The organism is Streptomyces sp. WM4235 (assembly GCF_001279725.1).
Taxonomy (GTDB): domain Bacteria; phylum Actinomycetota; class Actinomycetes; order Streptomycetales; family Streptomycetaceae; genus Streptomyces.
Genome location: NZ_LGDE01000125.1, coordinates 52797 through 72724 on the forward strand (window position 1 = coordinate 52797; position 19928 = coordinate 72724).

The 19928-nt window shown below is 71.6% G+C and carries 16 protein-coding genes; 10 read left to right on the forward strand and 6 right to left on the reverse strand.

Annotation, left to right across the window (positions count from 1 at the left end):
- The first annotated feature begins 9 nt into the window (after positions 1 to 9).
- From ADK55_RS12580 to ADK55_RS12590, 3 genes are all read left to right on the forward strand, one after another.
- Positions 10 to 474, forward strand: coding sequence for a VOC family protein (locus tag ADK55_RS12580; RefSeq protein ID WP_053678139.1), 465 nt, complete (start codon positions 10 to 12; stop codon positions 472 to 474).
- Positions 475 to 907: 433 nt separating this feature from the next.
- A complete protein-coding gene (locus tag ADK55_RS12585; protein ID WP_053678069.1) occupies positions 908 to 1657 on the forward strand; it encodes a TetR/AcrR family transcriptional regulator in 750 nt (249 codons plus the stop codon).
- A gap of 381 nt (positions 1658 to 2038) precedes the next feature.
- A complete protein-coding gene (locus tag ADK55_RS12590; RefSeq protein WP_078998852.1) occupies positions 2039 to 2548 on the forward strand; it encodes a DoxX family protein in 510 nt (169 codons plus the stop codon).
- Here the strand turns inward: ADK55_RS12590 and ADK55_RS12595 are convergent.
- On the reverse strand, positions 2532 to 3641 hold the full coding sequence (locus ADK55_RS12595) for a glutamate--cysteine ligase (protein WP_053678074.1): 1110 nt from the start codon (positions 3639 to 3641) through the stop codon (positions 2532 to 2534). The two genes, ADK55_RS12590 and ADK55_RS12595, sit on opposite strands and share 17 nt — an antisense overlap.
- Positions 3642 to 3816: 175 nt before the next feature.
- On the opposite strand from ADK55_RS12595, the gene ADK55_RS12600 reads away from it, so the two are divergent.
- From ADK55_RS12600 to proP, 4 genes are all read left to right on the forward strand, one after another.
- Positions 3817 to 4083 (forward strand): GlsB/YeaQ/YmgE family stress response membrane protein, encoded by a 267-nt coding sequence (locus ADK55_RS12600; RefSeq protein WP_053678076.1) that lies wholly within the window; start codon positions 3817 to 3819, stop codon positions 4081 to 4083.
- Between the two features lie 59 nt (positions 4084 to 4142).
- Positions 4143 to 4649 (forward strand): hemerythrin domain-containing protein, encoded by a 507-nt coding sequence (locus tag ADK55_RS12605; RefSeq protein ID WP_053678078.1) that lies wholly within the window; start codon positions 4143 to 4145, stop codon positions 4647 to 4649.
- 44 nt (positions 4650 to 4693) lie between these two features.
- Positions 4694 to 5122, forward strand: coding sequence for a hypothetical protein (locus ADK55_RS12610; protein WP_159041371.1), 429 nt, complete (start codon positions 4694 to 4696; stop codon positions 5120 to 5122).
- Between the two features lie 258 nt (positions 5123 to 5380).
- Positions 5381 to 6886, forward strand: a complete 1506-nt coding sequence (gene proP / locus ADK55_RS12615; protein WP_199826504.1) for a glycine betaine/L-proline transporter ProP — start codon at positions 5381 to 5383, stop codon at positions 6884 to 6886.
- Between the two features lie 37 nt (positions 6887 to 6923).
- Here the strand turns inward: proP and ADK55_RS12620 are convergent, their stop codons facing one another.
- From ADK55_RS12620 to ADK55_RS12635, 4 genes are all read right to left on the reverse strand, one after another.
- Positions 6924 to 7475: an ATP-binding protein gene (locus ADK55_RS12620; RefSeq protein ID WP_063839517.1), complete on the reverse strand. Its 552-nt coding sequence runs from the start codon at positions 7473 to 7475 to the stop codon at positions 6924 to 6926.
- A 197-nt stretch (positions 7476 to 7672) separates the two neighbouring features.
- The gene (locus tag ADK55_RS12625) at positions 7673 to 8044 is read right to left on the reverse strand and encodes an STAS domain-containing protein (protein WP_053678084.1); all 372 of its coding nucleotides are present in this window, start codon (positions 8042 to 8044) and stop codon (positions 7673 to 7675) included.
- 112 nt (positions 8045 to 8156) lie between these two features.
- Positions 8157 to 9119: a sensor histidine kinase gene (locus ADK55_RS12630; RefSeq protein WP_053678086.1), complete on the reverse strand. Its 963-nt coding sequence runs from the start codon at positions 9117 to 9119 to the stop codon at positions 8157 to 8159.
- A 382-nt stretch (positions 9120 to 9501) separates the two neighbouring features.
- Positions 9502 to 10419: a SigB/SigF/SigG family RNA polymerase sigma factor gene (locus tag ADK55_RS12635; protein ID WP_078998848.1), complete on the reverse strand. Its 918-nt coding sequence runs from the start codon at positions 10417 to 10419 to the stop codon at positions 9502 to 9504.
- 359 nt (positions 10420 to 10778) lie between these two features.
- On the opposite strand from ADK55_RS12635, the gene ADK55_RS12640 reads away from it, so the two are divergent.
- The 3 genes from ADK55_RS12640 (at position 10779) to ADK55_RS12650 (ending at position 18273) form a co-directional block, all read left to right on the forward strand.
- On the forward strand, positions 10779 to 15335 hold the full coding sequence (locus ADK55_RS12640; protein WP_199826502.1) for a HAMP domain-containing protein: 4557 nt from the start codon (positions 10779 to 10781) through the stop codon (positions 15333 to 15335).
- Positions 15336 to 15380: 45 nt separating this feature from the next.
- Positions 15381 to 17840, forward strand: coding sequence for a SpoIIE family protein phosphatase (locus ADK55_RS12645; RefSeq protein ID WP_053678088.1), 2460 nt, complete (start codon positions 15381 to 15383; stop codon positions 17838 to 17840).
- Positions 17841 to 18033: 193 nt separating this feature from the next.
- Positions 18034 to 18273, forward strand: coding sequence for a chaplin (locus ADK55_RS12650; RefSeq protein WP_053678090.1), 240 nt, complete (start codon positions 18034 to 18036; stop codon positions 18271 to 18273).
- A 59-nt stretch (positions 18274 to 18332) separates the two neighbouring features.
- Here ADK55_RS12650 and ADK55_RS12655 read toward each other — a convergent pair whose 3' ends face one another.
- Entirely contained in the window at positions 18333 to 19775 is a 1443-nt protein-coding gene (locus tag ADK55_RS12655) for an MFS transporter (RefSeq protein ID WP_053678092.1), read from the reverse strand.
- Positions 19776 to 19928: the final 153 nt, after the last annotated feature.

Genomic DNA, 19928 nt, shown 5'->3' on the forward strand with positions numbered 1-19928 from the left:
GGTCGGGCCATGGCCACCCGAATCGATCTGACGCTTGACTGTGCCGATGCCCGGCCGCTGGCCGCCTTCTGGAAGACGGCACTGGGTTACGTAGACGAGCCGCCACCCGCTCCTTTCGCCACGCGCGAGGAGTGGGCCGCCCACTTCGATCCCCCGGAGGACGGCGCGGCCGCGCACAACCCGGACGCGGCCGACCCCGCGGGCGGCGGGGCATGGCTCCACGATCCCGACGGCGTCGGCCCCCGCCTCTCCATCCTGAGGGTTCCGGAGCCCAAGCGGGCCAAGAACCGCCTCCACATGGACATCCGGGTGCCGGGGCACGGCGGTACGGACGAGCGGTGGGAACGGATCAGGGCGGAGGCCCGGCGTCTGGTGGCGGCGGGCGGAAAGGTCGTGGAGGAGTTCGAGGGTCACCATGTGGTGATGGCGGACCCGGAGGGCAACGAGTTCTGTGTGGCCGCCGCCCCCGCGTGAGACGGCGTGACCCCGCACCCTCGCGTACGGGCCGGCCCGCGACCCGGCGTCACGACGAACACGCTGCGTAGTGCGATGAATGGAACGGTACCGACGGGTACATGCCGTTTTGCGGAGCACCTGGGTGGCCCGCGGTCGGCCGGTGTCCGGGAACACGGTCTCGGAAGGCGGTGTCCCCGCAGCCGGACGGTCGTTGAGAAGAACGGTCAGCGAAGTGGACCACACCGAGTCCCGGGGCCCAGGCCCCGGGACTCGGTGCTGCCCGGCCGACCCGATGGAGGTGTACGGGGCGCACCCCGCGCGGTGGGCCTGTTGAGCGTCCCTTACGCCCCGCACGGAGGTCCCAGGCCGAGCGACCACCGGCGGCGGGACCGCGGCGGGACCGACCGAAAACCACCCCCGGGCCACGGTCACCCAAAGGTACGGTTTGGCCATGGATACTTCCGGAACCCAAGGCAGCGACGAGGACACCGGCCGGCGGGCGGCCGTCAAGGCCACCGCACGCGAACTCCTGGTGAAGCTGGGAGCCGGAGGGCTTTCCCCGGAGGTCGTCGCCCGCGCCGGCGGTCTGTCCGCCCCCGACGTGGAGGCCTTCTTCCCGCACCGGGACGACCTGTTGACCGCGCTGATCATCGACGCGTACGACGAGTCCGCCGCGGCGATGGAGGAGGCCGATCAGGTCGCCCGGTCGGCCGGGGCGACGGCGGGAGCACGGCTCCTCGCCGTGACGCGGGCGCTGCGGGGCTGGTCCTTCGACAACTCCGCGGAGTTCACGCTGATCTACGGCTCGCCCGTGCCGGGCTACCACGCTCCGCAGGAGACCGTCCCTCATGCCTCCCGCACCCCCGCGGTACTGGCCGGCATCGTGCGGTCCGCGTTGGAGGCCGGTGAACTCACCCCGCCGCGGCGGGTGGTGCCCGGGCCGCCGCTGCTGCGCCCGGAGGCCGTGGCACTGTTCGGGGGCGCGCCCGAGGCCCCGTTCTCGGACCTGATCGAGCGCGGCATCGTGCTGTGGAGCAACCTGATCGGGCTCCTGGTGTTCCAGGTCTTCAGCCGGACCCACGACAGTGTTCGGGACGAGTCCGCGTACTTCGACTTCGCCATCGCCGTGGCGGCCGAGTCCATCGGGCTGGTGGTCCCGACGGCCGAGGAAGCGCAGGTCGGCGGGAACACGTCTCCTTGACGGACCGACCCACTGACCGGCGGGTCGACCGACCGGCCGGCTGCGCGGCTCGGCGCGGTCGCGCGGTGGATCCCGACGGTCACGCGCGTGCACGGCGTCGCGGCGCGTCCGCCCGCGCCCGGCCGATCTCCGCGCCTGCCCCCTCTCCCGATCCCGCGACCGCTCCCGTCCCGTCGCGACCGCCTTCCCCCGCGCACGCACGACCGGCAACCACGGCCCGAGCGGGCGTGGTCAGGCAACCCTGACCAACGCGAGGTGGCTTCGGACGCCACTCGGCGGCTTCGGCGGGCTGGGCCGCCGGCCGCCGCTCACCGGGGCCGGCCAGGACCCGTGTCCTGAAGGCGGTCCGAACCACGGGCCCGACCGCGACGTGTGCTGCGTGTGAACACGACATCCTCCGGGCCGCGATCCGCCGCCACGCGGCACGCGCTGCTGCCCCTGCGCCTCTTCCTCGGCATCACGTTCGTGTACGCCGGCGTCGACAAGCTCCTCGACCCGGCGTTCCTCTCCGCCACCGGCGACGGTTCGATCGGCCAACAGCTCGAAGGCGTGAAGGGGTCGGCCGCGATTCCGGCACTGGTGGCGGTCGCCCTGAACGACCCGGGTGGCTTCGGCCTCGCGATGGCCCTCGGCGAGACGGCCGTCGGGGTGGGGGTCCTGGCCGGCCTGCTGACCCGGATCGCCGCCCTCGGGGGCGCCCTGATCTCGCTCTCCCTCTGGCTGACCGTCAGTTGGCAGGCCACCCCGTACTACTACGGCAACGACCTGGCCTATCTGATGGCCTGGACCCCTTTGGTCCTCGCGGGCGCACCGACCCTGTCCCTCGACGCGGCGCTGCGTCGGCGGCGCGCCACCCCCCGGGGCCGGCGGCGCGTCAACCGCCGAGGGTGAGGCGCGCGCACCGGGTGACCACGGCGGCGAGGTCCCCCTCGTCGCGCAGGAGGGCGCGCTGCACCCGGGCCCCGGTCCCGCGCTCCTGGAGTTCGACCAGGCCGGCCCGGACGCGTTCGGCGTCCCCGTTCTCCTCCAGGGCGTCCCGTACGTGTTCGTACAACGCCCACACGACGTCCTCGGGAGGGGTCTGCGACAGGGTGGCCGGGTGGATCAGGGGGCCGTCGAGCCCGGATCGGGCGGCCCGCCACGCGGCCAGCCGGAGCAGGGCGGTGTCGACCCGGGAGGGGGGCTCTCCTGCCTGCCAGGCCCGGGAGGCCGTGTCCACCAGCCCGCGGGTCAGTGCCGCCAGCAGTACGGGCGTGGCCGCGTCCAGGCAGACGTCCGCCACCCGGATCTCCACCGTGGGGTAGGAGGCGGCCAGCCGGGCGTCGAAGTAGATCATGCCCTCGTCGCGGAGGGCTCCGGTCGCGAGCATGGCGCGGACCCGCTCGTGGTAGCGGTCGGCCGAGCCGAAGACGCTCACCGGTCCCGCGGAGGGCCACCGGTTCCAGACCCTGCTGCGATAGCTCCCGTAGCCGCTGTCCTCTCCCTGCCAGAAGGGCGAGTTCGCGCTCAGGGCGGTCAGGACGGACAGCCAGGGGCGGATCCGGTCGAGGACCGCCACGCCCTCCTCGTCGGAGTCCACCGAGACGTGCACGTGGCAGCCGCAGGTCAGCTGCTCCTGTGCCGTCAGGCCGAACTGCCGGCCGATCCACTGGTACCGCTCCCCCAGGCTCAGCGAGGGCTCCACCCGTGTAGGGCAGGTGGCGAGGGCGGCGGCGACGACACCCGCGGCCTCCGCGTGCCGGGCGGCCTCGGCGCGCCACCGGAGGATCTCCTCCGCGAGCTCGCCCATCATCGTCACCGGTTTGGTGGCGAATTCGACCTGCTGCTTGTGGAGTTCCTTCTCCAGCGGGATCTCGCCGTCGGCTCCCGCCGCACGGCCCCCTGTCCTGATCGCGGAGGCCAGCACCGCGCCGGCCGATGCGGCGGGTTCACCGGTCCGCGGATCGACGAGCAGCAGTTCTTCCTCTACGCCGACACTGCGCATACGGGCCCTTTCGCTGGTTCCTCGTCCGACGTCTGCCCACTTCCCCGGTGAGCACGCTCCCCGGGCCGGCCCCCGGCCCTCGCCTTTCGCCGGGCATTTCGCCCGGGTTTGAATTCCTCCGAAGGGAGCATTCGGCGAACGTAGGAAATTCATCGGAGCCCGGAGAGGCAACACCATGGGAATCATCGCCTGGATCATCATCGGACTGCTTGCGGGAATGATCGCGAAGGCGCTCATGCCCGGCAGGGATCCCGGCGGCTTCTTCGTCACCATCCTGATCGGCATCGCCGGTGGTCTGCTCGGCGGCTGGCTGGGGAAGGTGTTGTTCGGGGTCGACTCGATCGACGGCTTCTTCGACCTCTCGACCTGGATCGCGGCCGTCGTCGGCTCGATGATCCTGCTGCTCGTCTACCGCCTTGTCACGGGCGGCCGACGACGCTGACCTGCGGCCCTGGGCCGCGAGAACCACGCCGGGCACGACAGAACAGGCAGGAGCACGCCATGACGGCGAATCACGATGTAGTCGCGGTGATTCTGAAGGACCACCGCACCATGGAGGAACTGTTTCGCCGCATGCGGAGCGTGGAGGCCGACCGCGCCGAGGCGTTGAAGAAGTTCTCCGCACTGCTGATCGCGCACGCCGAGGCCGAGGAATCCGAGGTGTACGGGGCGCTGAAGCGGTTCAAGAACGTGGACGACGAGGAAGTGGAACACGGCGCCGAGGAGCACACCGAGGGCAACGAGGCGTTGCTGGCCCTCCTGGAGGTCGCCGACGTCGGATCCGAGGAATGGGACGAGCGCCTCGAGGACCTGTCGAAGGCGGTGTCGCACCACATCGACGAGGAGGAGCGGACGATCCTCAACGGTGCCAGGGAGAACGTCCCGGACGAACGCCGGGCCGAGCTGGGTGTCGCGTTCCTGCGCGAGCGGGAGAAGCAGCTGGCGGCGGACTGCGGCAGCATCGAGAACGTACGGGCCGTCCTGCACGCCCACGGCGAGGCCGGATGACCGGCGGCCGCATACCGGGCGGGGCGTCGGGCAGGCGCGGCCCCATGGACGATTCCACACAGCACACCACCGAGTACCGCGTCACCGTCGACGGTGAGCGCTTCACCTGCGAGGACGCGCAGGGGCTGGGTCCCCAGGGGGACGGCGGCCTGCCGGGGCAGGAGCTGACCGTGACGCTCACCGGCTGCGTCCTGACCGACACCCCGAAGGCCCTCGCCTGGGCGCTCGGCCGGGAGCCGGACGGGCAGCGCTCCGTCCGGATCGACGCCACGACGGCGAACGGCCGCGACGTGGTCACCGCCTGGGAGCTCACGGACGCTGCCCCGACCGGGACCGACGATTCCAGCGGCACGGCGTCGAACCACGAGACGCGCATCCAGCGGCTGACGCTGCACGCCGCGAAGATCACCCCGGTGTTGCGCGACGAGGACCGGTACCAGGACGCCGGAGGCACTCCCCCTCACCGAGGCTGAACCGCCCGACCCCCCGGGGCGGCTGTCGGCACCGACCACACGGCCGGCGCCGACAGCCGCCCCGTCGTCGTGGTGCGCGAGCCGCGGCCCGTCCCGTCACACGGTCGGACCTGCCGACATGCCGAGTGTCGCGCCGGCCCGAAGAATCAGAGGCCGCTGTGGTTCGGCACGGCGCACCCGGGCAGAGAGGTCGACACGATGGCAGGACCGTCCCGCCGCCCGCAGCCCCCACGCAGCGGTCACGCGTCGACCGATCGGCTGCTCCGTACCCTGCTCCGGCGCCGTAAGAAGGCCCTGACCAGCGAGGACGTATCGGTCGCCGACCAGCCGCAGGTACGTCGGGCCGTCACCGCGGCCGCCCTGGGCAACACCATGGAGTGGTTCGACTTCGGCGTCTACGCCTACCTGGCCGGAACCATGGGCAAGGTCTTCTTCCCGTCGAGTTCCCCGGGCGCCCAAGTCGTCTCGACGTTCGCGACCTTCGCCGCCGCCTTCCTGGTCCGACCCCTCGGCGGCCTGGTGTTCGGCCCGCTCGGCGACCGGATCGGCCGGCAGAAGGTGCTCGCGGCGACGATGATCATGATGGCGGCCAGTACGTTCGCCGTCGGATTCCTCCCGACGTACGCGTCCGTCGGGTTCGTCGCCCCCCTGCTGCTCCTGGTCTGCCGGCTGGTCCAGGGCTTCTCCACGGGCGGCGAGTACGCCGGCGCGACCACCTACATCGCCGAGTACGCGCCGGACAGACGCCGGGGATTCCTGGGCAGCTGGCTCGACTTCGGCACGTTCGTCGGCTACGCCATGGGCTCCGGCCTGGTCACGATCCTCACCCTCGTCATGGGCTCGGACGGCCTGGAGGACTGGGGCTGGCGCATCCCCTTCTTCATCGCGGGCCCCCTGGGTCTGATCGGCCTGTACATGCGTCTGAAGCTGGAGGAGACCCCGGCCTTCAAGAAGGAGGCGGCCTACGCGGCGGCCGAAGGGGAGGCGGTCGCGGAGGCCCCCGCGACCGGCAGGGGAAACCTCAAGGAGATCTTCACGCGTCACTGGCACGCGGTGCTCATCTGCATGGGGCTGGTCCTGCTCTACAACGTCACGAACTACATGGTGACGTCGTACCTGCCCACGTACATGACCGTCACCCTGGGCGAGAACGACACCACGGCCCAATTGCTGGTCCTCGGGACGATGCTGCTCGTGGTCCTGACGATCACGACCGTGGGCCACACCTCGGACCGCTGGGGCCGCAGACCGGTGTTCCTCGCGGGCAGCGTCGCCCTCGTGGCCCTGGCCATTCCGGCGTTCCTGCTGATCCGGGAGGGCGGGATCCTGTTGCCGGCCGTGGGCTGCGCGATCCTCGGATTGCTGCTCGTCTGCTTCGCGGGGACGGCCGCGTCCACGCTGCCGGCGCTGTTCCCCACCCGCCTGCGCTACGCGGCGCTGTCCATCGCCTTCAACATCTCGGTGTCACTGTTCGGCGGTACGACGCCGCTGTTCACCTCGGCACTCGTGGAGGCCACCGGCAACGACATGGTCCCGGCGTACTACCTGATGGTGGCGGGCGTCATCGGTTTCGTGTCGACGCTGTTCCTCCACGAGACGGCGGGAAAGCCGCTGCGCGGCTCCGGTCCCATGGTCGAGACGCCCGACGAGGCGGACGCGCTGGTGGCCCGCAGCCGCACGGCGGCCGGCCGGCAGGCCAGGGACATCTGGATCCGACTGCGTCATCCCTGGGCCCGCCACACACCGCGCGACCGGGACACGTGACCCCTCAAGGCCGCCGTGTCCGGTGCGCGATCGTGGTTCAGCCGTGCGTGTCCGCCTGGAGGGGAACGCCGTCGAGGAGGGCGGCGGCGGGGGCCGACGCGGTCGGCAGCGTGCTCGGCGCCGGAGCGGGGGCGGGCAGCCCGGTCGTCAGGCGCACCACGTCGACCTCCGCCCAGACCACCTTGCCGTGGGCGTGGGCCTGGGCGTCCCAACGGTCCGAGAGGCGCCGCACTATGTACAGGCCGTGGCCTCCCGGTGTCGCCCCCTGCTGCCTGGGACGAGGGCGCGGCAGTTCGGTCTCCCCGTCGAAGACCTCGATGCGCAGGACGTCGCCCGCGGCCGCGATCACGAACTCCTGGCACCCGCCGGCGTGCATGACGGCATTGGTCAGCAGCTCGGACACGATGAGCAGGACGTCCTCGGCGGTCTCGTGACCGTCCCATCCCCAGTCACGCAGGGCTTCCCGGGTGAAATCTCGTCCCTTGGCGACCTGGCCGCGGGTCCCGCTCAGCGCGAGGCGCCGGCGCTGGGTCACGGCCTTGGTGTCCGCGCGCAGCGGATCGCCGGTCTCCGGTCCGATGGGCGTCACTGTGGTCTCACCCCCTGGGGCACTCGTCTTGTCGTTGATGTCGTACTCCTGCCGTCCTGGCCCGGTAAAAGTCCGGATCGACCGTTTCGGTGTCCCAGACCCCGCGCATACCCGCCCTGTCCTCTTGAACACCTCGGATGCGGGTGCCGGTCCCCCTCCTGGGAGGGGTCACGGCAGGTGCGAGGCGGTGACGGGGTTCATCCCGTGGCGAGGGCTTCCGGCACGGTGCGGCTGATGGTGAAGACGCCGTCCGCGCCGGTGAGCTGGAGCAGTCTCGACAACTGGTCGGTGGGCGCCGCCAGTCGCAGCGCGATGCCCTCCCGTTCGGTGTCCAGCCGCAGGCTCAGCAGCAGGTTGAGGCCCGAGGAGTCGCAGAAGCCGACCCCCGAGAGGTCGATCACCAGCCGGGACGGGCCCGACCCGATCGCCTCGTCCAGGACGGGCTGGACGGATCCCAGGCTGTCGAGGTCGAGGTCTCCGGAGAGCGCGCACACCACGGCGTCCGGCTCGCTGTGCCGGAGTTCGGCCCGCCGCGGCTCGACCGTCTCGTTGTCGGCGCGGGGCGGCACGTCACTGTCCCCTAGGTCGCGAGTTCCCACGTCAGCCTTCCGATGCACTGTCTTTTCCGTTGCGCGTGTTCGCGTCTGAACTCTACAGCCGGTTCGTCACTCTTGGTCGTGCTCATGACTGTCGGTTGATCGTCATGTGGAGGCGCAGGACGAGTCCGGTGTCGAGGGCCCTGACCTCGACGAGGTCGCACAGCTGGTGGATCATCCACAGGCCGCGCCCCCCGTTGCCGGAGGACAGGGCGGGGCGGGAGCGACCGGCGAGCGGGTCGCGGAGCCGGCCGCCGTCGCCGACCTCCGCGACCACGTCTCCCCCGGGTGTGGTCCACAGGCGCAGCCGTCCCTTCCCGCCACCGTGGGCGACCGAGTTGGCGGCCGCCTCGCTGATGGCGAGGATCAGGTCGTCGCGCCGCTCCGCGTCGAGCGCGGTCCGCCGGGCCCAGGCCTGCGCGTGTTCGCGTACGTCGGCGAGCCGGCCCGCCGTGTAGTCGACGAGGACGGCCTCCGCGGGGGGTTCGGGCAGCGGGAGGTCGCAGTCGGCGCAGACGACGGCGGCGTCGGTGTAGGCGGGGCTGGCGGACTCCCGGCCGGACTCGATCAGGGTGGGGTGGGTGCGCCGGGCGTCGGCGACCACCTCGGGGGCCAGCGCGCTCGTGTCGTACGGGCAGAGGATGGTCGCGGACCGGTGCGCGAAGGCGGTGTTGATGAGCGCCTCGTGGCGGGTGGCCTCCAGGACCTCGGCCCGGGAACGGCCCGGCCAGATCGGCTCGCCCACGATCCGCGCGGTGCGCCCCGGGTGCCGGTCGGCGAACCCCTGGAGGGCGGCGAGGATGCGTCCGGGGTTGCGGCCCAGCTCCGTCATGTCCACGCCGTCGATGTGGTCGGCGTCGGAGCCCAGGTACCGGCGCAGCCCGTCCAGGCTCGGGCCCGGCACGGCGACGAGGACCGGCTCGTCGGCGGCGAGTGCCGTGCGGACGAAGTCGCCCACGCCGGCCGTGTATTCCTCGGGGCCCCGGTAGAAGAGGGCGGGGTGGACGAAGGCTCCGGGGGTGGCCGTCGGGGAGGTCGTGGCGGTCATGAGATGACCTCACGGGCGTCGAGGTCTCCGCCGCCGGCGAATCGTATGCCCGGTCGGTCGCGCGGGGGTGCGGCGCCCAGCGGCGTTCCCGACGTTCGCGGCCGGCCCACGCGGCGCACCACGGCCTCGGCCCACGCCGCGTCGTCCTCGTGGGAGAGGAGCGCGTGCTCGCCGGCAGCGCCGGGTGAGCAGGGCCGGCGGTGGTGGGGTGAAGGCACGCGCTTCCCTCGTAGGCGGGACGGAATCGACATCGACTGACGCAAGGATTCTACCGGCGCCGTGGACTCCTCGACGTGGGTCCGTCGAACACGGCCGGGCCGGCCGGACACACGGAAGGGCGGCACCGCCGGAAGGGTCCGGGGGTGCCGCCCGCAAGGCGGGTTCAGGCGGCGAGCATGCCGCTCCGCAGCTGGGTGAGGATCCGCGACAGGAGGCGGGAGACCTGCATCTGGGAGATGCCGAGTTCGGCGCCGATCTCGGCCTGGGTCTTCTCCTGGCCGAAGCGCATCCGCAGGATCAGCCGGTCGCGCTCCTGGAGCCGGCCGAGCAGCGGGGCCAACGTGTGCATCTCCTCGAAGAGCTCCACGGCCGGGTCCGCCTCGCCCATGCTCTCGGCCAGCGGTCGGGTCCTGCGCCCGCTCGTCGCCTGGTCGTCGGAGTCGGCTGAGGCGTCGAGGGAGCCGCTGGTGTAGCCGTTGGCGGCCACCAGACCCTCGATGACCTCCTCCTCGCCGAGTTCCAGGTGTTCGGCGATCTCCTTGACCGTCGGCGCCCGGCCGAGCACGTCCGTCAGCTCTTCCTGGCTCTTCGCGAGTTCCGTCCGCAGTTCCTGGAGCCGGCGGGGGACGTGCACGGCCCACGTCGTGTCACGGAAGTAGCGCTTGATCTCGCCGGTGATGTAGGGGAGGGCGAGGGTGGAGAACTCGACCTCCCGCTCCGGGTCGAAGCGGTCGATCGCCTTGATGAGGCCGATCGTGCCCACCTGGACGATGTCCTCCATCTCCACACCGCCGCCGCTCGCCCGCCCGCGGAAGCGTCGGGCGGCGAAGTGGACGAGGGAGATGTTCATCTCGATGAGGGTGTTGCGCGCGTACTGGTACTCGCGCGTCCCCTCCTCCAGGGACCGCAGCCGGGTCAGGAACAGGCGCGACAGTTCTCGCGCGTCGCCGGGTGCGACCTCGCGGGCGTTCCCCACGGGGGGCAGTTCCGTGAAGGACTCCCCCGCCGGGATTCCGCTCGGGGGAACGACCTCGGCGGCTGTCTCACGTACGGGGCTGACGACTGCGACAGAGCGAGGCATGGCGACGTTCCCTCCCTGGTGCGGATGGCTTCGTTGCCGCTCTTGCCCCCGCTTTCGGGCGCTACACGGTCAATCACCGATTAATTTCGGTCACTCTTGGCTCGATCTGGTGGGTTCGAGTCCGGCCGGTGTCCGCATGTCGGAGCGGGGGCCCCGCGATGTCGCGGTCGCGGGCTCCCTGCCGGCCTCCGGAGAACGAAGCGGGACCGGGGACCTCGCCGGATAGTCTTCACCTTGTTCGCCGACCGACCGGGACCCGCGGGGCTTCGGCGGCCGGACGATGCAGTGCCGCACCGCCCGTCAACGGCACCGCGGGAATCCGGGAACTGAGCGGGGGACAGATGGCCAGGCAGGCAGGCGTGCGCTCGAATGTCGAGGGGACCGCGCCGGGGGTGGTCGGAGAACCGGAGCTGCGTCAGCTCCTGGCCGGCCTGACGGCCGTCCGTGACGGCGACTTCGGCACCCGGCTCCCCGACGAGGCCGACGGTCTCCTCGGCGAGATCGCGACCGTGTTCAACGGCATGGTCGACCAGCTCTCGCTCTTCACCTCGGAGGTGACCCGCGTCGCGCGCGAGGTCGGCACCGAGGGAACGCTGGGCGGCCAGGCCGAGGTGCCCGGCGTGTCGGGTACCTGGGCGGACCTGACCGACTCCGTCAACGCGATGGCCGGCAACCTCACCACCCAGGTGCGCGACATCGCCCAGGTGGCCACGGCCGTGGCCCGCGGAGACCTGTCCCAGAAGATCGACGTGGCGGCGCGCGGCGAGATCCTGGAGCTCAAGGACACCGTCAACACGATGGTGGACCAGCTCTCCTCCTTCGCCGACGAGGTCACCCGCGTCGCCCGCGAGGTCGGCAGCGAGGGCAGGCTCGGCGGGCAGGCCGAGGTGCCGGGTGTCGCGGGCGTGTGGCGGGACCTCACCGACTCGGTCAACTTCATGGCCGGCAACCTCACCGACCAGGTGCGCAACATCGCCCAGGTGACCACGGCCGTCGCCAAGGGCGACCTGTCCCAGAAGATCGCCGTCGACGCCCGCGGCGAGATCCTGGAACTCAAGAACACCATCAACACGATGGTCGACCAGCTCTCCGCCTTCGCCGACGAGGTCACCAGAATGGCCCGCGAGGTGGGCACCGAGGGGATCCTGGGCGGACAGGCGGACGTCAAGGGCGTCTCCGGCACCTGGCGCGATCTCACCGACTCGGTCAACTTCATGGCCGGCAACCTGACGGCCCAGGTGCGCTCCATCGCCCAGGTCGCGACCGCCGTGGCCAAGGGCGACCTGTCGCAGAAGATCCGGGTCGACGCGCGCGGCGAGATCCTGGAACTGAAGACGACGATCAACACGATGGTCGACCAGCTCTCCGCCTTCGCCGACGAGGTCACCCGCGTCGCCCGCGAGGTCGGCACCGAGGGCCGCCTCGGCGGACAGGCGGACGTCAAGGGCGTCTCCGGCACCTGGCGCGACCTCACCGACTCGGTCAACTTCATGGCCGACAACCTCACCGCGCAGGTCAGGTCCATCGCCGAGGTCACCACGGCGGTGGCACGCGGTGACATGACGCAGAAGATCCGGGTCGACGCGCGCGGCGAGATCCTGGAACTGAAGGAGACCATCAACACGATGGTCGACCAGCTCTCCGCCTTCGCCGACGAGGTCACCCGCGTCGCCCGCGAGGTCGGCACCGAGGGCAACCTGGGCGGTCAGGCCACGGTCCGGGGCGTCTCGGGCACCTGGAAGGACCTCACCGACAACGTCAACGTCATGGCGTCCAACCTCACCGGCCAGGTCCGCTCCATCGCCCAGGTGGCCACCGCGGTCGCCCGCGGCGACCTCTCGCAGAAGATCACCGTCGAGGCCAAGGGCGAGGTGGCGGCGCTCGCCGGAGTGATCAACACGATGGTGGACACGCTGTCGGCCTTCGCCGACGAGGTCACCCGCGTGGCCCGCGAGGTCGGCACGGAGGGCCGGCTCGGCGGCCAGGCCCGCGTCCCCAACGTGGCGGGCACCTGGAAGGACCTCACCGACAACGTCAACTCGATGGCCAACAACCTCACCGGTCAGGTCCGCAACATCGCCCTCGTCACCACCGCCGTGGCCAACGGCGACCTGTCGAAGAAGATCGACGTGGACGCCCGGGGCGAGATCCTCGAACTCAAGACCACCATCAACACGATGGTGGACCAGCTCTCCTCCTTCGCGGCCGAGGTCACCCGCGTCGCCCGCGAGGTCGGCAGCGAGGGCAGGCTCGGCGGCCAGGCCGAGGTGGAGGGTGTGTCGGGCACCTGGAAGCGGCTGACGGAGAACGTCAACGAGCTGGCGGGCAACCTGACCCGGCAGGTGCGCGCCATCGCGGAGGTCGCCAGCGCCGTCGCCGAGGGAGACCTGACCCGCTCGATCACGGTCGACGCCTCCGGGGAGGTGGCCGAACTCAAGGACAACATCAACTCGATGGTCGGCTCGCTGCGCGAGACGACCCGCGCCAATCTGGAACAGGACTGGCTCAAGTCCAACCTGGCCCGTATCTCCGGCCTGATGCAGGGCCACCGCGACCTCTCGGTCGTCGCGGAGCTGGTCATGGACGAACTGACCCCGCTGGTGGCCGCCAGCTACGGGGCTTTCTACCTGGCCGACGAGACCGACGGGCAGTCCTGGCTCACCCTCATCGGCTCGTACGGGCGTCCCTCGGGCCAATCCGAGAACGACCGCCTCACCCCGGGCGAGACGCTGGTCGGCCAGGCCGCCCGAAGCCGCCGCATCATCGTCGCCGAGGACGTGCCCGCCGGTTACCTGATCTCCTCCGGCCTCGGCCGGTCCGCGCCCGCGTGCCTGATCGTGCTGCCCATCGTGGTGGAGGACCAGGTGCTCGGCGTGATCGAGCTCGCCTCGTTCAAGGAGTTCACCGCCGTCCACCGCGACTTCCTGGGCCGTCTGATGGAGACCGTGGGCGTCAACGTCAGCACGATCGTGGCCAACGCGCGCACCGACGAGCTCCTCGGCGAGTCCCAGCGGCTGACCGGCGAACTCCAGGCCCGCTCCGAGGAACTCCAGGTACAGCAGGACGAGCTCCAGCGCTCCAATGCCGAACTGGAGGAGAAGGCTGCTCTGCTCGCCAGCCAGAACCGCGACATCGAGACGAAGAACCTGGAGATCGAGCAGGCCCGTCAGGAGCTGGAGGACCGCGCCCAGCAGCTCTCCCTGGCCTCGAAGTACAAGTCGGAGTTCCTGGCCAACATGAGCCACGAGCTGCGCACCCCGCTCAACAGCCTGCTGATCCTGGCCCAACTGCTCGCGCAGAACCCCAGCCGCAACCTCTCCCCCAAGCAGGTCGAGTACGCGGGCATCATCCACTCGGCCGGTTCCGACCTCCTCCAGCTGATCGACGACATCCTCGACCTGTCGAAGGTCGAGGCGGGGAAGATGGACATCAACCCCGAGCGGGTCCCGCTCAGGCGGCTCCTCGACTACGTCGACGCCACCTTCCGGCCGTTGACCAGCCAGAAGAGCCTGGAGTTCGAGATCACGACCGCCACCGGGGTACCGGTGGACCTGCTCACGGACGACTCACGGCTGCGCCAGATCCTGCGCAACCTGCTCTCCAACGCGGTGAAGTTCACCGAGCACGGCAGGGTGGAGCTGCGGATCGAGCCCGTGGCCGCCACCGACGTGCCGGCCGGGCTGAGCCATGGCGGCCCGATGGTCGCCTTCCGCGTGAAGGACACCGGAATCGGCATCGCGGAGCACCAACTCGAATCGATCTTCGCCGCGTTCCAGCAGGCCGACGGCACGACCAGCCGCAAGTACGGGGGCACCGGACTCGGGCTCTCCATCACCCGGGAGATCGCCCAGCTCCTCGGGGGCGCCGTCACCGCCCTCAGCGATCCGGGCGCGGGCTCCGTCTTCACCCTCTACCTGCCGGTGGCCCGGACGGAGTTCGCCGACCGCGCCCTGGTGGGTCCCCGCACCGAGCCGACCGGAAGCACCGTCGGCGAGCAGCGGGGCCGGACACCGGGGCCCGGACCCGAGCGACGCCCGCGCCGGCTCCTGGTGATCGAGGAGCGCAGCAACGGCCTGCTGACGCTCGTCGCCGAGAGCGCCACCCACGATCTCGCGCTGGGCCGCTCGCCGTTCGCGGCGGACGAGCCCGTCGAGGTGGTGACCGCCGTGAGCGCCCAGGAGGCGGCGGAGGTGCTCGCCACCGCGCCGTTCCACTGCGTGGTCCTCGAACTCGGCCAGGACGGGGAGGCGCTGCGCTTCCTGCGGGCGCTGGCCGGGGACTCGGCGCTGGCCTCCCTGCCCGTGCTCGCCCACGACAACCGTCGTCTCGACGCGGCGCAGCAGCGGGAGCTGCACGAGCACACGTCGGCGCAGCCGTTGGAGGTGCTGTCCAGCCTGGACGAGTTGCGGGAGCGGATCTCGCTGCACCTCTCCGCCCAGGAACCCGGTGACGTGCCTTCCCTGGTCCGTTCGCAGGACTCCCCCGCCGCCGTTCCCGCGTTCCTCGACGACGGTCTGGCGGGCCGTTCCGTCCTGGTGGTCGACGACGACGCGCGGAACCTGTACGCGATCAGCGGCATCCTCGAACTGCACGGCATCCAGGTCGTGCACGCGGAGAACGGCCGTACCGCCATCGACGCCCTGACCGGTCATCCCGGGATCCATCTCATCCTGATGGACGTGATGATGCCCGAGATGGACGGGTACGCGGCGACCACCGAGATCCGTCGCATGCCGGCGTACGCCGACCTGCCGATCATCGCGGTCACCGCAAAGGCGATGCCCGGTGACCGGGAGAAGAGCCTCGCGTCGGGAGCCAGCGACTACGTCACCAAGCCGGTGGACGCCGACGACCTCATGGCCCGCGTCCGGCACTGGCTGCTGCCGCGGGACGTCTCGGGGGCCGCACGTGTCTGATTCCCCGCCGTCCCCCACGCCCTCGCCCAGGAGCCCGGACTCACCGTGAACAGCCCTCGACACGAAAACGGACCGCGGGGTGAGCTGTCGGCCCCGAAGGCGGACGACGTCACCGTTCCCGCCGCCCGCGGCCCCCGGCCGGGTGGGCCCGGTCCGGCCGAGCGGCCGGATGCCGGCGGCGACGTCGGCCCGCTGGCCGCCACCGTGGAACGCCTGCGCCGGGAGGTGCGCGAGGCACAGTCGGCCTCGGACGGGCGGGCCCTGATCGAGATGGCCAAGGGTGTCCTCGTCGGCAAACTGGGCTGCGGTCCCGCCGAGGCGGCGCGGCAGTTGGCGATCCTGGCCGAGCAGTCGGGCACGACCGTGCTCGGACTCTCGGTGGAGATCATCAACGAGGCGTCCCGCGACCGGGTCAGTGAGCTCGCGGCCGAGTTCCTGGATCGCGCCGCGGCCGACGGCGACGACACGGACGGCTCGGCCGCGGTGCGGCTGCGGGCGGCCGAGAGCGGCCTGTTGTCCGCCTCGGACGCCCAGGCCGTGGCGACCGCGCTGTTGGAGAACGCGTTGGCCCCGCTCGGGGCGCACGGAGTGGTCATCTGGCTCGCGGGCGCCGACTCCTCGCTGACGCTCGCCGGCCAGGCCGGGTTCACCGAGGACGAGGCGCTGCGCTGGCGGTACGTCCCGCCCGAGGTGGCCACCTGCGCGCGTCTCGCGCTCGTCGAGCGGGGGCCCGCCTTCGTCTCCCGGCTCTCCGACTCCGGCATGCCCTCGATCGGGCGTCGCCGGCACCCGCACGGGGGACGCATAGCGGTACCCGCCGGGACGGGCGGCCGCATCCACGGCGTGCTGGAGGTGTGCTGGCCGCAGCCGCTGGCCCCGCAGCCGCCGCGGATCATCCGCCAGATCGAGGCGTTGGCGGAGCTGTGCGCCCACACGCTGGAGGACCCGACGGGCGCGGGCACGCCCTCGGTGCCGGGCCGGACCCCGCACGCGGCCGTGGCCGAACTGACGTCCCTCGCGGACCACTTGCACGATCCGGCGCTCGTCCTCACACCGATCCTCGGCCCCGCCGGCGGCCTGACGGACTTCCGGGTCCACCACGCCAACGACCATTTCACCGACCCCGCCGGTCGACCCCGCAGCGCCGTGGGCGGCTCCACGTTCCTGGAGGCCTATCCCCTGGCGGCCGAGGACAACGGGCTCTTCGAGAAGCTGGAGCGCGTCTACGCCACCGGGGAGTCCTTCCAGACCCGGCGGATGACGCTGACCGCCTTCATCGACGACGTCCCGCTCACCGCCGTGGCCGACGCCAGCATCACGCGGCACGGCACGGCGCTCCTGTTGATCTGGCGGATCGAGGACGAGACCGCGCGGCTGGCCAGTCTGCTGCAACACGCGCAGCGGCTCGGCCGGATCGGCGGCTTCGAGGAGAACTTCACCACGGGTGAGATCACCTGGAACGGGCAGCTCTTCTCCCTGTACGGGCTGCCGGCGGGGGCCTCGCCGGTGCCGCTGGAGGCGCTCCCCGCCCATGCCCACCCCGATGACATCACGTCGATCAGTCGGTTCCTGCGCACGCTGATGCACTACCGGCGCGAGGCCTCCGTGGCCTTCCGCCTCCAGCGTCCGGACGGCGTCACCCGACACATCCGCATCGTCGCGGAGCCCGTCCAGGATGCGGACGGGTCGCTGTTCGCCGTGCGGGGCGCCTACCAGGACATCTCCGCGCAGCATTGGACCGAGGTGGCTCTGGCCGCCACCCGGGACCAACTGGCCTACACCGAGGCGGAGTCGGCGGAGCGCAGCCGTCTCGCGTTGCAGTTGCAGCACGCGATCATGCCGCCCGCGCCCGCGCCGCTCGACGCGCCGGGGATCCGCATCGGGGTGCGGTACCGGCCCGCCGAGTCGCAGGCCCTGATCGGCGGGGACTGGTACGACTCGGTGGTCCTGCCGAACGGGCAGGTGCTCCTGTGCGTCGGGGACGTCGCCGGTCACGGCATCGAGGCGGCCACCGGCATGGTGGTCCTGCGCAACGCCCTGCGCGGCCTCGCGGTGACCGGGGCCGGACCCGCGCAGTTGCTCACCTGGCTGAACGCGGTCGCCCACCACCTGACCAGCGACCTGACCGCGACCGCCGTGTGCGGGATCTTCGATCCGGAGCGGCGGGTGTTGCGTTGGGCGCGCGCGGGACACCTGCCGCCCATCCTCGTGCGGGGCGCGCGGGCCACGGCCTTCCCGCTGACCAAGGGCCTGCTGCTCGGTGCGGTGCCGAACGCGGAGTACGAGGAGGAAGAGGTGCAGCTCGAACCGGAGGACACCGTGCTGATGTACACCGACGGGCTCGTGGAGCGCCGGGACACCTCCATGATGGATTCCCTGACGCAGCTCCTCGGTCTCGCGCAACGGGAGTCCCCGTCGCTGGAGAGCCGGCTCGACCGTCTGCTGACCCACAGCCGGTCCGACACGGACGACGACACCTGCCTCGTCGGGGTCCAGGTGCGCTGAGCGGGCCCGACCGTCCGGGAATTCCCGAGGCGGGGCGCGCACTTGGCCCAGGGAGTCACTCGTGCGAGGGAATGACCGGGGCAGGGCCAAGCCGGACCGGCGGTACGGAACGAAACACTTGCGTGGGTCCCGACGGGGCCCCGGGGCACGCCCCTTCACGGGGCGGGTCCGTCACCGCCTTTGAAGGAGACCCATGTCGCGTGTTCTGAAGACCGCCGCTCTCGCCCTCGCCACCGGAGCCGTCGTGATCGGTGGAGCCTCCATGGCCTCCGCCGACGCCGGTGCGCAGGGTGCGGCGATCGGTTCTCCCGGTGTCCTGTCCGGCAACGTCATCCAGGTGCCCATCCACATCCCGATCAACGCCTGCGGCAACTCCGTCAGCGTCATCGGTCTGCTCAACCCGGCGTTCGGCAACACCTGCATCAACGCCTGACCGCTCGACGGGCACCGTGTTCCCGCCCTGCCGCCTCTGACGGGGCGGCGGGGTGACGGTCACGGCGTCGGAAGGGTTCCGGTCGTCCTCGGGGGCGACCGGCGTCCCGCCCGGATCAGCGGGAGGAGCGCGGCGGCGCCCACGAGCGACAGGAGCGCCGCGACCCGCAGCACCTCCTCGATGGCCGGTCCGTCGGAGGCGGCCCGCTCCGCGGATCCGCTGAGGACCTCCAGGACGGTCGTCGCGACGGCCACCGCCACGGCGCCGAGCAGGACCAGTGAGGTGAGGACCAGCCCGGAGGCGGCGGCCAGGCGGTTCTCGGGGACGTACGACTGGGTGGCCACGTTCGTCAGGGCCCAGCCGAACCCGAGTCCGACGCCCACGACAGCGAAGACCGCGGTGTAGAGGGCGAGCGGGTTCGTCCACGTCAGCAGCAGGAGGCCGAGTCCGCTCAGGACCAGGCCGCCGGCCATCAGCGTCTCGGGCCGCCACCGGTGGGCGAGGTGCCCGGACCAGTAGCTGGCCGATCCCGCGCCGACGGACAGCGCGAGGAAGATCAGCCCGGCGTCCAGCGGGGAGATCCCGCGGGCCTGCTGGAGGTACAGCGCGGACAGGACCGCCACCAGGCAGTACACGATGTTCGACACGGAGCCGGCCAGGGTGACGGTGACGAACGGCGCGTTCCGCAGCAGGGACAGGTCGAGCAGCGGCTCGGCGGTCCGCCGTTCGATCACCACGAACAGGACGAGCAGCAGGGCTCCCGCGACCAGACAGCCGAGGGTGGCCGGCGAGGCCCAGCCCCAGCGACCGCCCTGGTCGACGGCGATCATGATCGCGGTGAGACCGGCGGCCACGGTCACCGCGCCGGGCAGGTCCAGTCCGTGTCCGGCCTCCTCGTCGCGGGTGTCGGTGACGAAGCGCAGCATGAGGAAGGCCGCGACGGCACAGAAGGGCACGTTCAGCAGGAACACGGCCCGCCAGCTGACGTGCTCGGCGAAGGCTCCGCCCACGAACGGTCCGAGCGCGGTGCCGATCGCGCTGAAGGCCAGGACGGTGCCCACGGCGCGGCCTTGTCGGTCGTCGCGGAAGTGGGCGGTGACGACCGCGACGGCGACGGGGAAGATCAGTGCCGCCGTGGCCCCCTGTACCACTCGCCCGATGACCAGCCAGAGCTCGTTCTGCGCGGCGGCGCACACCACGGACACCAGGGCGAAGCCGGTCAGCCCCCAGACGATGACGGTCCGGCGGCCGTGCACGTCGGCGGCTCGCCCCCCGGTGATCATCAAGGCCCCCAGGGTCAGCATGTAGCCGCTGACCAGCCACTGGAGGTCGGTGGTCGGGGTGGAGAAGTCCCGGGCGATCACCGGCAGCATCAGGTTGAGGGCGAACCAGTCCATCTGGACCAGGAGCATCGACAGCGAGGCCGCCGCGATGACGGCGCGGTCCCGGCCGGAGAACAGCCGGCGCCCGCGCGATCCGGTGGCCACCTCGTCCACGCCCATCGACACGTCCTGTCCGCAGCCCCCGCCAACCGCCTCCACCAGCATGCGCCGGTGCCTGGCCGGCGGCACGCCGACCCGATCGAACCCGTTCGAATCGGACGGACGTGTGTACGAGGACGCAAGGGGGCGGACGTGGTGCGGCGCCACACTCAA

What these genes read in the sequence shown, in the direction of transcription:
- ADK55_RS12580 (WP_053678139.1), top strand. Translation starts at nt 10, where the DNA reads ATGGCCACCCGAATCGATCTGACGCTTGACTGTGCCGATGCCCGGCCG.
- ADK55_RS12585 (WP_053678069.1), top strand. Translation starts at nt 908, where the DNA reads ATGGATACTTCCGGAACCCAAGGCAGCGACGAGGACACCGGCCGGCGG.
- ADK55_RS12595 (WP_053678074.1), bottom strand. Translation starts at nt 3,641, where the DNA reads ATGCGCAGTGTCGGCGTAGAGGAAGAACTGCTGCTCGTCGATCCGCGG.
- ADK55_RS12600 (WP_053678076.1), top strand. Translation starts at nt 3,817, where the DNA reads ATGGGAATCATCGCCTGGATCATCATCGGACTGCTTGCGGGAATGATC.
- ADK55_RS12605 (WP_053678078.1), top strand. Translation starts at nt 4,143, where the DNA reads ATGACGGCGAATCACGATGTAGTCGCGGTGATTCTGAAGGACCACCGC.
- ADK55_RS12610 (WP_159041371.1), top strand. Translation starts at nt 4,694, where the DNA reads ATGGACGATTCCACACAGCACACCACCGAGTACCGCGTCACCGTCGAC.
- ADK55_RS12630 (WP_053678086.1), bottom strand. Translation starts at nt 9,119, where the DNA reads ATGACCGCCACGACCTCCCCGACGGCCACCCCCGGAGCCTTCGTCCAC.
- ADK55_RS12635 (WP_078998848.1), bottom strand. Translation starts at nt 10,419, where the DNA reads ATGCCTCGCTCTGTCGCAGTCGTCAGCCCCGTACGTGAGACAGCCGCC.
- ADK55_RS12650 (WP_053678090.1), top strand. Translation starts at nt 18,034, where the DNA reads ATGTCGCGTGTTCTGAAGACCGCCGCTCTCGCCCTCGCCACCGGAGCC.
- ADK55_RS12655 (WP_053678092.1), bottom strand. Translation starts at nt 19,775, where the DNA reads ATGGGCGTGGACGAGGTGGCCACCGGATCGCGCGGGCGCCGGCTGTTC.